Annotated in this window: 11 protein-coding genes and 2 tRNA genes; 7 read left to right on the forward strand and 6 right to left on the reverse strand. The window is 71.7% G+C overall.

What is annotated here, in order from left to right; all coding sequences use genetic code 11:
• Positions 1-121: 121 nt before the first annotated feature.
• From A1QA_RS0112430 to A1QA_RS0112440, 3 genes are all read right to left on the reverse strand, one after another.
• Positions 122-1102, reverse strand: coding sequence for an LCP family protein (locus A1QA_RS0112430; protein WP_017179235.1), 981 nt, complete (start codon positions 1100-1102; stop codon positions 122-124).
• Between the two features lie 134 nt (positions 1103-1236).
• Positions 1237-2193, reverse strand: coding sequence for an LPXTG cell wall anchor domain-containing protein (locus A1QA_RS15160; protein WP_051000662.1), 957 nt, complete (start codon positions 2191-2193; stop codon positions 1237-1239).
• A gap of 318 nt (positions 2194-2511) precedes the next feature.
• Positions 2512-4623, reverse strand: coding sequence for a M13 family metallopeptidase (locus A1QA_RS0112440; RefSeq protein WP_017179236.1), 2112 nt, complete (start codon positions 4621-4623; stop codon positions 2512-2514).
• A gap of 92 nt (positions 4624-4715) precedes the next feature.
• Here A1QA_RS0112440 and A1QA_RS0112445 point away from each other — a divergent pair, with 92 nt between their 5' ends.
• Entirely contained in the window at positions 4716-5192 is a 477-nt protein-coding gene (locus tag A1QA_RS0112445) for a ribose-5-phosphate isomerase (RefSeq protein WP_017179237.1), read from the forward strand.
• Between the two features lie 2 nt (positions 5193-5194).
• Positions 5195-6250, forward strand: coding sequence for an Fpg/Nei family DNA glycosylase (locus A1QA_RS0112450; RefSeq protein ID WP_017179238.1), 1056 nt, complete (start codon positions 5195-5197; stop codon positions 6248-6250).
• A 55-nt stretch (positions 6251-6305) separates the two neighbouring features.
• On the opposite strand, the gene epsC is transcribed toward A1QA_RS0112450, so the two are convergent.
• From epsC to A1QA_RS0112470, 3 genes are all read right to left on the reverse strand, one after another.
• Positions 6306-6881: a serine O-acetyltransferase EpsC gene (epsC, locus tag A1QA_RS0112455; RefSeq protein ID WP_017179239.1), complete on the reverse strand. Its 576-nt coding sequence runs from the start codon at positions 6879-6881 to the stop codon at positions 6306-6308.
• A gap of 172 nt (positions 6882-7053) precedes the next feature.
• A complete protein-coding gene (gene cysK, locus A1QA_RS0112460; RefSeq protein ID WP_017179240.1) occupies positions 7054-7992 on the reverse strand; it encodes a cysteine synthase A in 939 nt (312 codons plus the stop codon).
• A gap of 457 nt (positions 7993-8449) precedes the next feature.
• Positions 8450-9196: an IMPACT family protein gene (locus tag A1QA_RS0112470; protein WP_017179242.1), complete on the reverse strand. Its 747-nt coding sequence runs from the start codon at positions 9194-9196 to the stop codon at positions 8450-8452.
• Positions 9197-9408: 212 nt separating this feature from the next.
• Here A1QA_RS0112470 and rpmF point away from each other — a divergent pair, with 212 nt between their 5' ends.
• From rpmF to A1QA_RS0112495, 5 genes are all read left to right on the forward strand, one after another.
• Entirely contained in the window at positions 9409-9573 is a 165-nt protein-coding gene (rpmF, locus tag A1QA_RS0112475; protein WP_017179243.1) for a 50S ribosomal protein L32, read from the forward strand.
• A 36-nt stretch (positions 9574-9609) separates the two neighbouring features.
• A tRNA-Gly gene (locus A1QA_RS0112480) sits at positions 9610-9680 on the forward strand.
• Positions 9681-9733: 53 nt separating this feature from the next.
• Positions 9734-9807 (forward strand) — tRNA-Pro (locus A1QA_RS0112485).
• Between the two features lie 134 nt (positions 9808-9941).
• Positions 9942-10607 (forward strand): NAD(P)H-dependent oxidoreductase, encoded by a 666-nt coding sequence (locus tag A1QA_RS0112490; RefSeq protein WP_017179244.1) that lies wholly within the window; start codon positions 9942-9944, stop codon positions 10605-10607.
• A 74-nt stretch (positions 10608-10681) separates the two neighbouring features.
• On the forward strand, positions 10682-13939 hold the full coding sequence (locus A1QA_RS0112495) for a DEAD/DEAH box helicase (RefSeq protein ID WP_017179245.1): 3258 nt from the start codon (positions 10682-10684) through the stop codon (positions 13937-13939).
• Positions 13940-14186: the final 247 nt, after the last annotated feature.

The raw sequence follows: 14186 nt of genomic DNA on the forward strand, positions 1-14186 counted from the left end.
TCACCGCCGCGCCGGGCGCGGACCGAGGTGCGCGGGTCGTGAACAGCGCGGGGCGCGCCGGAGAGGAGCGGCTGGGGCGGGGCAGGCGCGGCAGGCGCGGCGCTGGCGGCCGGGGAGGGCATCAGCGGGCGCAGGTGCCGGGGGCGTAGCCCCGGTGAGAGAGCGCGGAGTAGGTCTCCTGCGTGGGCAGCGCGATGAAGCTGTCCCCCTGGGTGGGAGCCGGGACGGTCATGACATCGAGGCCGGAGGCGCCCTGGGAATCCTGGGAGTCCTCGCCGTCGCCGGCCAGGCCCCAGCCGAGACGGGAGAGGTCGACCAGCCCAGTGCCCTCGTCGGTGGTGAGGCGCCCGGCCACGGTGTGGGCCAGCGAGTGCGCGCCCCACGGCGTGCTCGCCCGCTCGGCCAGAGCTTTCATGAGGGCGCTCATGACGAGGCCGGTGGACTCGCTGCGCCGCTGCGCCCCCTCGGCCTCGCCCAGCGCGGTCCACTGGCCGTCGCGCAGGATCTGGGGGTGGCGGGAGCGCACGAGCGCCAGCGCGTCGATCCCGCTGAGGGTGCGGGTGCCCGCGGTGGGGATGTCGAGCCCGGAGAGCTCATCGCGGATGGGCTCGGGGATGTCGAGCGTGAGCCCGCCGACGGCGTCGACGATGCTCGCGAAGCCGGCCATGTCGATGGTGACCAGGTGCGTGGTGGTCACGCCCAGGGAGGAGCACAGCAGGTCGACGGTGCTCTGCGGGCCCTTGAGGTAGGAGGTGGCCAGGCGCTCGCGCTGGAGCCCGCCGGTGGACAGTGTGAGATCGCGGGGCAGAACGGTGGCGCGCGGGGCCCCGGGCCCCGGCTGGAGGAGGACGACGACGTCGGCGCGCTCGCCGGCCCGGTCCTCGGAGGCGTCCCCGTAGCGGTCCGGCCCGCCGGGCACGCTCAGCCGGGAATCGGTGCCGATGATGAGCCAGGTCTCGCCGTCATAGGGGACGGTGGTGTCGCCCTCGGCCAGGGCGCTGGCGTGATGGGGCATCGCCACGGGCACATGCCGGATGCGGTGCGCGAGAACGCCCAGGTCCCCGAGCGCCAGGGCGAGGATGAGCACGAGGGACGCGATCACGGCGGTCAGGATCCGGTGCCCGCGCGCGAAACGGCCCGCCCGGGTCCCCAGCGCGATGAGCGCGCTTCGGGCCCGGGCGGGCGCGTGGTCAGGGGCCGGAGGTGAGTGAGTCACTCGACTGGCCCGGTGGGGCGTCAGGCGCGACGGCGACGGGCCGCCAGGAGCAGGCCGCCGGCGGTGGCGAGGCTGCCGCCGATGATGATGAAGGTCATGGCGTCGGCACCGGTGTTGGCCAGGCCCTCCTTGGCGGGCGCGGCGGCAGCGGCGTTGCCGGCCGGAGCGGCGGCCGGCTCGGCAGCAGCCGGGTCGGCCGGGGCGGGAGCGTCAGTGGCGTCAGTGAGGTCGCTGCCGCCCTTGCCCTCGTAGGAGAACACGCCGCCGGAGACCTTCACCTTGGACTCGAGCGTGCCGCCCTCGCCGTAGCGGGAGCCCTCGACGACGGCGTCGTAGGAGCCGTCGGCGATGCCGGAGGGAGCGGCGAAGGTGGCGGTGACGTTGCCGTTGGCGTCAGCGGTCATGGTGGCCAGGGTGGCCACGACGGTGCCGTTGCCGTCCTTGAGGGTCAGCGTGACGGTCTCACCGGGGGTGAAGCCGGAGCCGGTGAACTCGAAGGTCTGGTTGCCAGCGCCGTCGTCGGACAGCTTCAGCGTGCCCTCGGCCTGGGTGGCGTCGAGGATGAGGCGCTGGGTGATGGTCGTGCCCTCGCCCTTGCCGTACTGGACGCACTGGGCCGCGAGGCCCCAGGGCTCGGTGGTCGGGTCAACGCCGACCTCCTTGACGGCGGCAGCCAGGTCGATGGTGCCGGACCAGTCGGAGGAGCCGGGGGCGACCTTGATGGTGGTGGGCGTCGCGGCCTTGACGTTGTCGGCCGAGTCGCCCTGGGCGAGGGTCACCAGCACGGTGGCGGGGTTGTCAGCGGTGCTCTCGCAGCCGGTGCCGCTCACGGGGAAGGCGGTGTTGGCGGGGTCGGCGATGCTCGCGACGTCGCCGCCGAAAGCGAAGCCGGACTCGTCAGCGGTCGCGGTGGTGGTGACGGCGCCAGCGGCGAGCATGGCCGCGGCGGTGATGGCAAAGGGGCGTCCGAGACGCATCGGTCCTCCTTGAGGTCGGGGCGCACCATGGGGTGCCTGGGGACGGTCACGATCCTGCACCGATCTGGTTGCAGTTGCAAGGGCGCATTGCCCATGTGACGAGCCTGTCTTCGACCTCAGGAGGCTCGCGAGTCACAGCCATCCCATCCGTCTCGGTTGGCGCCTCGCTCGGAGGGGCGTGGGGCCGGTTGTGCCCCCCGGCGCGGAATCCCGCTCACTGCCAGCGCTCGGCCCACTCCCAGGAAGCGTGGAGCCCTGTGGGATGGCCGAGGGGCGGCGGGGAGTCCTCCCCGCCGCCCCTCCCACCGCGCCCAGGTCTTACCAAATGGACACGCGCTGCTCCGGGTCGAGCCACATCCCGTCACCGGGCTGGACATCGAAGGCCTCGTAGAACGCCCCGACATTGCTGGCGATCCCGTTGCACCGGAACTCGGCCGGCGAGTGCGGGTCGATCGTCAGCAGCAGCTCGGCGTAGTCATCGCGGTTCTTCGTCCGCCAGATACGCGCCCAGGAGTAGAAGAAGCGCTGCAGGGCCGTCAGCCCATCGATGACCGGCGCGGCGTCGAAGCCCTCGATGCCCTCGCGCGCCAGTGCCAGGCGGTAGGCCTTGAGCGCGATGCCCACGCCCCCGAGGTCGCCGATGTTCTCCCCGATCGTCAGCGCGCCGTTGACGTGCGGGACGTCGTCGGAGGGAGTGCCGGCCTCCTCGTGCTTGGCGGCGACGGCGGCCGGGGTGAGCGCGTCGTACTGGGAGATGAGCGCGGAGGTGCGCGCGGTGAAAGCCTCCCGGTCCTCGGGCGTCCACCAGTCGGAGACCTTCCCGGTGCCGTCGAAGGTCGAGCCCTGGTCGTCGAAGCCGTGGCCGATCTCGTGGCCGATGACGGCCCCGATGCCCGCGTAGTTGACGGCGTCGTCGGCCTGCGGGTCGAAGAACGGGGGCTGGAGGATCGCGGCGGGGAAGACGATCTCGTTCATCGCCGGGTTGTAGTAGGCGTTGACCGTCTGCGGCGTCATATGCCACTCGGCGCGGTCGATCGGCTCGCCGAGCTTGCGCAGGGCTCGGGCGTTCTCGTAGTCCTCCACCGAGCGGATGGAGGCCAGCAGGTCCCCGGGGGTGATGACGACGGCGGAGTAGTCGCGCCACGTCTCCGGGTAGCCGATCTTGGGGGTGAACTGGTCGAGCTTGGCCAGGGCGCGCTCGCGGGTGGCCGGGCTCATCCAGTCCAGGGTGGAGATCGAGGCGCGGTAGGCCTCGATGAGGTCGGCCACGAGCCGCTCCATGGCGGCCTTGTGCTCGGGCGGGAAGTGCTCGGCCACATAGATCTCGCCCAGGGCCTCCCCGAGGTTCGACTCGACGAGCCCCACGCCGCGCTTCCAGCGCGGCCGCAGCTCGTCAGTGCCCTGGAGGGTCTTGCCGTAGAAGTCGAAGCTGGCGGACACGAAGTCACTGGACAGCAGCGTGGCCCGGCTCTGGGCGATATGCCAGCAGGCCCAGGCCCGCAGGTCCTCCAAGGAGGCGGAGGCCCAGCAGCCGGCCATATGGGCGAGGTAGTCGGGCTGGTTGACGATCGTCTTGTCCAGGTAGCTGGTCTGCTCGACCCCCGCCGCCGCGGCGGCCGCGCGCACGCCCTCGCGCCAGGCCTCCCAGGGGAAGGCGGGGGAGGAGTCCACGATCTGCTCCCAGGTCATCGGGTTGTTCGTCTTCTCGATGTCCCGGCAGGCCACGCGGTCCCAGTGGCCCTTGGCCAGGGCAGTCTCCAGGGCCATGATCCGTTCGGCCAGCTCCTGCGCGTCAGCGCCGAGGCGCTCGGGCAGCCCCGCGAGCCCGAGCATCGTGGCCACATGCGCGACATAGGCGGTCCGCAGGGCCTCACGGCTCTCCTCGCGGTAGTACGACTCGTCGGGCAGGCCGAGGCCGGCCTGGTCCATCCAGGTGGTGTAGCGGTCCGGGTCATTGATGTCGTTGTAGACGCCCGCGTCGATGGGCCCGGTGAAGCGCGCTCCCGCGCCGAGGGCCCTGGCGAGGGCCTCCTTGCTGCTCGCCTCCAGGACGGGGGAGAGCTCGGGGGCCAGGGGCTCGGCTCCCAGGGCCTCGATGCGGTCCTCGTCCATGAAGGTCGAGAACAGCGCGCCGATCTTGCCCAGTGGCGTGGTCGGGTGGGCCTGGGCCGCCTCCTGGCTGGCGGCGGCGTCGCGCAGGATCGCGTGGCAGGCCTCCTCGGCGGCGTCGCGCAGCACCGTGAAGGAACCCGTTCCGGGGCGGTCGGCGGGGATCTCGGCGGCGTCGATCCAGGAGCCGTTGGCGTATCGGAAGAGGTCGTCCTGCGGGCGCAGGCCGGCGTCGACGGCGTCGAGCTCGAGGACTCCCGCCAGGACACGGCCGGCGTCGGGCGAGGCAGGGGTTGCGGCAGTGCTGTCTGTGGTGGTCATGCGCCCAACCTAACCCTGCGCCCGCCGAGGCCCGCACATCTGCGCGCCCGGGCGGGTGGGCGCCGGGCCCCGCCCTGGGGCAGAATCGGCCTATGCGCATCCATGTCGCCACGGACCATGCCGCCTACGAGCTCAAAGACGCCCTCGTCGCACACCTGAAGGACGCTGGCCACGAGGTGGTCGACCACGGCGCCTACTCCTACGACCCCGACGACGACTACCCCGCCTTCTGCCTGGCGGCGGCCCAGGCCGTCGCCGACGAGCCCGGCAGCCTCGGCGTCGTGCTGGGCGGCAGCGGGAACGGCGAGCAGATGGCCGCCAACCTCGTCGACGGCGTGCGCTGCGCCCTGGCCTGGAACCTGGAGACCGCGCGCCTGACCCGCGCCCACAACGACGCGAACATGGTGAGCGTGGGCGGGCGCATGCACCCGATCGACGAGGCCCTGGCGATCATCGACGCCTTCATCGCCGAGCCCTTCAGCGGCGCGGAGCGCCACCAGCGCCGCATCGATCAGCTGAGCGCCTACGAGGCGGCGCGCTGCGAGCAGGCGCCCCTCGGGCGCGCCTGACCGTGCCCGAGGGACATACCGTCCACCGGCTCGCCGCCGCCCTCGACGAGCTCTTCGGCGGGCAGCGCCTGCGCGCGGCCTCCCCGCAGGGGCGCTTCGAGCGCGGCGCGGCGCTGCTCGACGGCAGGGTGCTCCTGGGCGCCCATGCCCACGGCAAGCACCTCTTCCTCCCCTTCGGCGAGGACGGCTCGATACGGGCCGCGCTCCCAGCGGGCGCCGCGAGCCTGGCGGGCGGGGCGCTGGAGGCTGATCCCTCCATCCACTGGCTGCGCATCCACCTGGGGCTGTACGGCTCGTGGACCTTCGACGGCGACTCGGCCTTCACCGCGCCGCACTCCATCGGCGCCCCGCGCCGCAAGGTGGGGGAGCGCGGCGAGCACGCGCTGCGCGGCGGCGGGGGCTCGGCCCTGGCTGGGCTCAAGGGAGGCGACGCGGGTCCCGGCGATTCTGGTGATGCGGCGGGGGGTGCTGGCGCGCCCGCTCCGGGGGAGTGGGAGCCGCCGGAGCCCCGGGGCGCCGTCAGGCTGCGCCTGGAGGGCGAGCACGGGGTGGCCGACCTTACGGGCCCGGCCGCCTGCGAGGTGCTCGACGCCGAGGGCGTGGCGGCGGTGCGCCGTCGTCTTGGCCCCGACCCGCTGCGCGCCGACGGGGACAAGGCGGTGTTCGTGGCCTCGGCCAAGGCGCGCCGCAAGGCGATCGGCGAGCTCCTCATGGACCAGTCGGTCCTGGCCGGGGTGGGCAATATCTACCGCGCGGAGACCCTGTTCCGCTGCGGCATCAGCCCCTTCCGGGCGGGGGCGCGGGTGAGCGAGGCGCGGCTGGGCTCTGTGTGGGACGATCTCGTCCCCCTCATGGAGTACGGCGTGGCCACCGGCTTCATCACCACCGTCGATGCTGACGACGTCCCGGTCCCGCTGCCCGAGGATGATCCTGAGGCGGGGCGCTGGTACGTCTACCACCGCACGGGCCGCCCCTGTCTGCGCTGCGGGACGCCGATCGCGGAACGGGAGGTCGCCGGCCGGCGCCTCTTCTGGTGCCCGCGCTGCCAGCGCGCCTGAGCGAATCGATCAAGGCCAGCAGGCGCGCTGGCGCCGCTTGCGGGGCGGGCCGCGATCAGATGTAGATGGTCGGGTCGATCATGAGCTCGGGATCGACCTTGGGGTCGCGCACGCGGCTGGGCACGCCGACGGCGACATGCCCCTGCGGGACGTTCTTGATGAGCACGGCGTTGGCGCCGATCTTCGCTCCGTCCTCCACAGTCACCGGGCCCAGCACCTTCGCGCCGGCGCCGATCTGCACGTTGTTGCCGATCGTGGGGTGGCGCTTGCCGGGATTCATGGAGACTCCGCCGAGCGTGACCCCGTGGAACATGAGGACGTCGTCGCCGACCTCCGCGGTCTCGCCGATGACGACGCCCATGCCGTGGTCGATGAAGAAGCGCTCGCCGATCTCGGCGGCGGGGTGGATCTCGATGCCGGTGAGGCCCCGGGCCGCCTGGGACAGGGCGCGGGCGGCGAAGCGGTGCCCGCCGTTCCACAGTCGGTGCGCCGCCCGGTAGGCCCACACGGCGTGGACGCCCGGGTAGAGGAGGGCGACCTCGGCGTTTGTGCGGGCGGCCGGGTCCCGGCGCCGCGCGGTGGCGAGGTCCTCCTTGGCCTGCGCCAGCAGGGAGCGGTGGCTGTGGGACATGACTCTCCTCGATCGGTGGGGCGCGCCGGTCGGGCGCGGATTGGCGGCGCGCTTGGCCGCCTCATGCCCCAACGCCGACGGCGGCGATCCTGTTCCCGGGACCACCGCCGTCGGTGCAGGGCAGAGCGCTCAGTGCCCTCATGCTCTCAGGCGACGCGGAGCGAGGGCCGGCTCAGTTGAGGTACTCGGCGTACAGCGGCGTGGAGAGGTAGCGCTCGCCGGTGTCCGGAAGGACCGTGACGATCGTCTTGCCCTCGAGCTCCGGGCGCTGGGAGAGCTGGTCGGCCGCCGCGAGGGCGGCGCCGGAGGAGATGCCCACGAGCAGGCCCTCCTCGCGCGCGGCGCGGCGGGCGTAGGCCAGGGCGTCGTCGGAGGAGACGTGCAGCAACTCGTCCCAGATGCCCTGGTCGAGGACCTCCGGGACGATGTTGGCGCCCAGGCCCTGGATCTTGTGCGGGTTCCAGTTGCCCTCCTGAAGGAAGGGGGACTCGGCCGGCTCGATGCCGAAGACCTTGACGCCCGGCACCTCCTCGCGCAGCACCGTGCCCACGCCCGTGAGCGTGCCGCCGGTGCCGATGCCCGCGACGAAGGCGTCGATCGCGCCACCGGTGGCCTCGATGATCTCCCGGGCGGTGGTCTCGCGGTGGACCTTCGGGTTGGCCGGGTTGGTGAACTGGGAGGCCAGGATCGAGTTCGGGGTGGCGGCCTGGATCTCGGCGGCGCGCTTGGCGGCACCGGCGACCCCGCCCTCGCTGGTGAGGACCAACTCGGCGCCGAAGGCGCGCATGAGGGCGCGGCGCTCCTTGGAGAAGGTCTCCGGCATCGTGATGATGACCTTGTACCCCAGGGCGGCTCCGACCATCGACAGGCCGACGCCCGTGTTGCCGCTCGTCGCCTCGATGATCGTCCCGCCCGGCTTGAGCTCGCCGGAGGCCTCCGCGGCGCGCACGATCGACAGGGCGATGCGGTCCTTGACACTGCTGGCGGGCTCGAAGGCCTCGACCTTGGCCAGGACCGTGGCGGGGCCGGAGGTGACGCGGTTGATTCGGACCAGTGGGGTGGAGCCGACGAGGTCGGTGACGTTCGCGGCGATCGTGGAAGCGTGGGACATGGGTTCTCCTCGAGGAATGAATGGTGGGCGCTCCGGCCCGGCCGCGCTGGCGCGGGTGCCGGGTGGCGCTCAAGCGATGGCGTGAGATGGATGAAGGAAGTGAGCGGTTCGCGGCCGCGATGATGCAGGGCTGTGAGGGGCCTGCGGTCCCGGAGCGCCGGGCATGCGCGCGGCGACGCGCGCACGTCTTGAGGAGCCTGGCGCTCTACCGACACCGGCAGCAGGAGAGGGACATCTCGCGCATGAGACACGTGGCCGACACGGGCATCATGGGGGTCCTCCTCTCCGTGGCTGACTCTTCTGGCTGGCGCCGCGATCAGGATTGTGCGGGCGGCGCTGTGGGAGCGACTTTAGTGCGGCCGGAGTGGGTGGCGTCAAGCGGTTCGTATGGTGAGCGGGCCTGATCCGCCCACAGCGGAGCGGGGAAGTAGAGGTGCGGGAAGAGCCCGCTGCCCGCTCAGGTGGGCGGCCGGAGGGGCGACTCGACGAGCCTCGTGCCCGCCGGGGTCGGCGTCGCTCCTCCCGCGGTGAGCTGGGCGATGAGCTCGGCGGGGGAGGGGGCGCCCGCGGGCGTGGACAGGAGGACGACGGCGTCGCTCGCGCCCCAGGTCGTCTCCTCCACGGCCAGGGCGCCACTGGCAGCCCCCGAGGCGCGCAGCTCGGCCTCCAGGCGGCCCGCCCGCGCCACTGGGACCCGCACCTCCCACAGGGCCCGCTCGCTGATGCTCACGCGCGCGGCGGCGTCGAGAGCCTGGGCGGCGGCCTCGGAGTAGGCGCGCACGAGCCCACCGGTTCCCAGCAGCGTGCCGCCGAAGTAGCGGGTGACGACGACGGCGACCCCGGTGAGCCCGCTGCCGCGCAGGACTTCCAGGATCGGCTGGCCGGCCGTGCCGGAGGGCTCGCCGTCGTCGCTGGAGCGCTCGACGGCGGGGGCGCCGGGTGCGGTGCCCGGCTGGGGGACGATGAAGGCAGAGCAGTGGTGGCGGGCGTCGGGGTAGCGCGAGCGGATGCGCGTGATGAAGGCGCGGGCGGCGTCCTCGTCGTCGGCGCGCTCGGCGCGAGCCAGGAAGTGGGAGCGCTTGACCTCCAGGTCCGTCTCGGGCTGCTCGCCCGGCGCGAGGGTGAGGCGGGCGGGCGCGTCGACGCCGGCGGGCTCGGCGGGGGCGGAGTCGGAGGAGACGGGCGTGGGGCGCTCAGCGGGCATGGCGGTATGGTCCCACGAGTGCCGCGGAGCCTGGTGGGCGCCAGCGGGGGTGGGGCGACGGACCGTTGGGGAAGGGGACCTGACGGGACCGATGTCACAGGCCCTGCCGCCCTCGCCGACTGGAAGCGGCTCGCGCCGACTGGCTATGGTGTCCCCTGGTCCTGTTTGCCGGGATCGGACGATCCCAATGAGACTTTGAGAGGAGCGGGCCCATGGCAGTGCCGAAGCGGAAGATGTCCCGCAGCAACACCCGCAACCGCCGCTCGCAGTGGAAGGCCGAGCTCCCCCAGCTCGACACCATCCGCGTCAACGGCCGTGAGATCAGCGTGCCCCGTCGTCTGGTGAAGGCCTACAAGACCGGTCTTCTCGAGCACTGACGTGCGCGGAGCGGGCGGCAGCGCCGTCCGCCTTCTGCGGGTGTAGCTCAATGGTAGAGCCTCTGCCTTCCAAGCAGATTGCGCGGGTTCGATTCCCGTCACCCGCTCGATGAGGCCAGCGGGGCGCCCTCCACGGAGGGCCGCCCCGCTGCCGCATCCTCGGGCTGTAGCGCAGCTTGGTAGCGCGCCTGCTTTGGGAGCAGGAGATCGCGGGTTCAAATCCCGCCAGCCCGACTCCTCGGCGGCCGCGCCGCGCATGGCGAGTCGTCACCGCGATCATCGAGGCGTGAGCGGGCTCCGCCAACCGCCGGTCGGTGCTAGGTTGAGCAGACAGTTTGTGCCGTTCTACCCCTGTCAGGAGTCCCGTCATGGCCACTGAGACCGAGCGTCAGTCCATCCTCGCCACCGCCAACCGCCGTTACGCCACCAAGGCCTTCGATCCTTCCCATCAGGTCTCGGAGGAGGACCTGCGCACGATCCTGGAGGCCGGGCGGCTGGCTCCCTCCTCCTTCGGCTACGAGCCGTGGAAGTTCCTGGTGGTGCGCGACGAGGAGCTGCGCGCCGAGCTGGCTCCGCTGTCCGTCGGCGCCGGCGCCGTCCTGACCGGTGGGGCCGAGCTCGTCATCATCCTGTTCAAGAGGGGCGTGGTCCACGACAGCCCCTACGCCGCCCACATCGTCACCGACGTGCTTGGCGCCGACTACGATCCCGACTCCGAGCTGTCGCAGATGTTCAAGGGCTTCCAGGAGCAGATGCTCGGCCTGTCCTCGCCCGAGGATGTCGACCGCTGGGCCCAGAGGCAGACCTACATCGCGCTGGCCAACATGCTTATCGCCGCCGCCAGCCTCGACATCGACTCCGTGCCCATCGAGGGCTTCGTCGTCGACGCCGTCGCCGACCTGCTCGCGGCCCATGGGATCATCGACCCCGCCGAGTGGGGAGTGTCGGTCATGGCGGGCTTCGGATACCGGGCCGAGGAGATCCACCCCAAGCTCCGCCGCGAGTACGACGAGGTCGTCCAGGTCATCGGCTGAGCCGCGGGTCTGGACGGTGAGATGAGCGGCGGGGGTCGGTGCGTGGCGCGGGCTCGTCAGCGCGGGCTGCGGGCATGACTCCGAGTCCCTCGACCGCGCATCGCCTGCGGCTGCTCGACTACTGGTGGCTGCTGGAGCTGTTCAGCCCGCAGAAGGTTCCCAAGCGCACCAGGCCCGCGGCAACGGGGGACCGGTACCAGGTCATCGAGTGGATGCCGGGGCAGCCGTTGCCCTGGGAGACGCTCTTCCCCGTGGTGAGCCCCGATGGCACGCGGTTCGTGTGGCGGCACACCCTCTACCTCGGGGTCTACGACCTGGAGAACGCCTACCAGTACCTGCACCGCGCCTTCACCGACGACCTCGATGCCTTCGACGAGCGGCGCGGCGGTCGCAGCGCCTGCGCGGGCGTGCAGGTCGACGGCGACGGGTGCCTCGTACCGGGCTCGGGGGTGCTGTCCTCCTCCCTGTGGGCTGTCGCCAGGCTCGCCGTGCAACCGCAGAGGCCGAACCCGTCATGGGTCACCGAGTTCGACGCCACTCAGCAGAGCTTCGCCGAGATGGCTGACCGTAGTGATGTCGCACCGTCCGTGCTCACCACTCTCGCGCACCGCGTCTCGGGGATCGATGCCGTAGCCGAGCTGGCGAGCCGGCGCGTGGTGATCGAATCCGTCCGCGTGCGCGAGACTGACGCTGGGGACGTGGATATCGACTTCCTCAACAGCTTCTTCCTCAAGGACCTTGCCGCCGTCCGCGCGGACGTCGCGACCGGGCGGTGCCCGACGGCATTGGCCTCATACCTCGCCGACTCCGGGCATCGCCGCCCGGAATCGCCCAGCGACGCGAGGATCGACGTCATGAAGGATGACGACGTCGTCAACGCAGGGGCGGGAGCGGACAGGATTCCCGCGGGCCGATGGCCCTCGGCACCGCAGCACACGCTTGCTCTCAGGCAGCAGTTCGCCGTCAACCGGGCCCTACTCGACCTCGGCCCGACGCACGGCCTCATGGGTGTCAACGGCCCTCCCGGGACGGGTAAGACGACCATGCTGCGCGACATCGTGGCGGGCAACGTCGTTGAGCGGGCCCGGCGCCTGGCTGCGCTGGAACGCGCAGAGGACGCCTTCGTCGGGGAGCCGCTGCGGTGGATCTCGGGCAGCTACCCGCGCATCGTGCACAGGCTGCGTGAGGAGCTGACCGGTTTCGAGATGGTGGTGGCGTCGGCGAACAACATGGCCGTGGAGAACGTCAGTACCGAGATTCCCGGTGCCAGCGCGATCGACGAGCGGTGGCGGGGCCGAGCCGACTACTTCTCGGATATCGCGTCAGCGCTACTCGCGGCGTCCGCGCCGCGGCGCGAGGACGATGACGAGGGACCGGAGAACCCTGGTGCCGACTGGGGCGGAGTCAGGCGACACCTGGATGACGAAGGACGAGACGACGAGGGTGCTCGTAGCCGGTCAGGTGGTAACCCTGCCTGGGGGCTCGTGGCCGCGCGCCTGGGCAGTAAGAGGAACCGGGCGGCGTTCCGTAGCGAGTTCTGGTTCGACAAGATCGACCGGCGAACCGGGCAGCGCCGATTCGGCACCGTGCCGCGCATGCAGTCACGGCTCAGGGACTGGAGGGGAGGAGCGGCGCACCCGACCTGGCAGCAGGCGTGCGCCTCGTTCCGGTGGGCCGAGCAGCGCGTGGCCGACCTCGTGGACGTGCGGCGCGAGGCCCAAGCCTGCCGTGAACGCCTCGAGCAGCTCCGCGATGAGCAGGTTCGGGCCGATGACGAGATGCACCGCCTGAGCGGTCTCCTGGCGGAGACCGCCGAGGGGCTGCGCAGATGCGAGCAGGCCCTCAGTGAGGCCCGGGCGCAGCGCGACACGGCCGCGCAGGCCCGCAACCGGCACGTGGAAACCCGTCCCGGTCTCCTCGAGATGCTGCTGACCCTGGGGCGTTCGACCCGCGAGTGGAGGAGTGCCCTGGTCCCGCTCGAGCAGCGTTTACGGGCCGCGGAGGAGGCCGAGCAGGGCCTTCGGGAACAGGCGGCGCACTTGAGCCGGCAGGAGGAGGCTCTGCGGCGCGAGATGCTGGGCGCCCAGGACGTCGCCGAGCGGGTCCGTTGCGAGGAGAGGGAGCTGCGCGCCCGATTGGCTGACCTGCGTGAGCGACTGGGACAGGCGTACCCCGGCCCGGAGTGGGAGGGGGAGCAGCGTGAGCTGCGCGCTCCCTGGCTCAACGTCGAGATCGACGAGGCCAGGTCGGAGCTGTTCCTCGCAGCGTTGCGGTTGCACGAGGACTTCCTGGCGAACGCTGCCGGGAAGATGCTGGAGGGGCTGCGTGCTGCGATGGACGTCGTGAGTGGTGAGGCCCCGAGAGAGCTGCCTCGGGAGGTGGTCCGTGCCGCCTGGCAGACCCTCTTCCTCGTCGTCCCGGTGGTGTCCACGACTTTCGCCTCTTACGGTCGTATGTTCGCGGCGCTCGGCCCGGAGGACCTCGGGTGGCTGCTGATCGACGAGGCGGGCCAGGCCGCCCCGCAGTACGCCGTTGGAGCGATCTGGCGCTCGAAGCGTGTGGTGGCCGTCGGCGACCCCCTTCAGCTCGAGCCGGTCGTGACGATGCCGCGCAAGGCCATGCTCGACATCGCTGCCGCCTACGGTGTTGATCCGCTGTGGATCCCGCCACGGGCGTCGGTGCAGACCCTCACCGACCGGGTCTCCCCCTTCGGGACAACCCTTCACCAGGCCGAGCGCCCCGTATGGGTCAGCTCCCCGTTGACGGTGCACCGGCGGTGCGATGAGCCCATGTTCGGGCTGTGCAACAGCATCGCCTACGACGGCATCATGATCAGCGGGGTCGGGTTACGTGCGAGCCGGAACGACCTCTTCGACGGCCCTGACGGCCCTCGCGTTCCGTGCAGCCAGTGGGTCGATGTCCCTGCCGACAAGCCCGGATCACACGCCCAGCCCAACCAGGTCAGGAACCTGCGCGCGCTCATCGCCGACCTCGGGCGCCGGGAGGTGGTCCCGTCCCGAATCATCGCGATATCCCCATTCCGGGAGATGGCCGGTGAGCTGGAGGCCCTGAAGCACGAGTACCCGGGGCTCCGCGGCGGCACGATCCACACTGCGCAGGGGCGGGAGGCCGACGTCGTCTTCCTCATCCTGGGAGGCGACCCCGATCGACCGGGGGCGAAGGCGTGGGCGGCGCAGACGGTCAACCTCGTCAACGTCGCCGCGAGTCGCGCGAAGCGACGGCTGTACGTCATCGGGGACCGGGCCGCGTGGGCGCAGCACAACTACTTCTCCCAGCTGTCGGCTGTGCTCTCAGAGGGAGGGGAGGGCTGAGAACGTGTGGGTTGTCGGGCCTGCTCGCGACGCCGATGGTCAGGTGGACGGTGGTGTCGCCAGCGAGCCAGGGAACTACGTGGTGGAATGCAACCAGCTGGCTGGACGAGCTGCGCGCGCAGTACCGCCGTCGGCCCACGCTGTGAGAGGAGGTCGCCTGGACAGGACTGTGTCCCGGCGGTCGTTCCAAGGGGAAGTAGGAATGAACCCGTATCTTGATCCGCTCTCAACATTATCCGCGGTTGAT

This window comes from Actinomyces timonensis DSM 23838, assembly GCF_000295095.1.
GTDB classification, from domain to species: domain Bacteria; phylum Actinomycetota; class Actinomycetes; order Actinomycetales; family Actinomycetaceae; genus Actinomyces; species Actinomyces timonensis.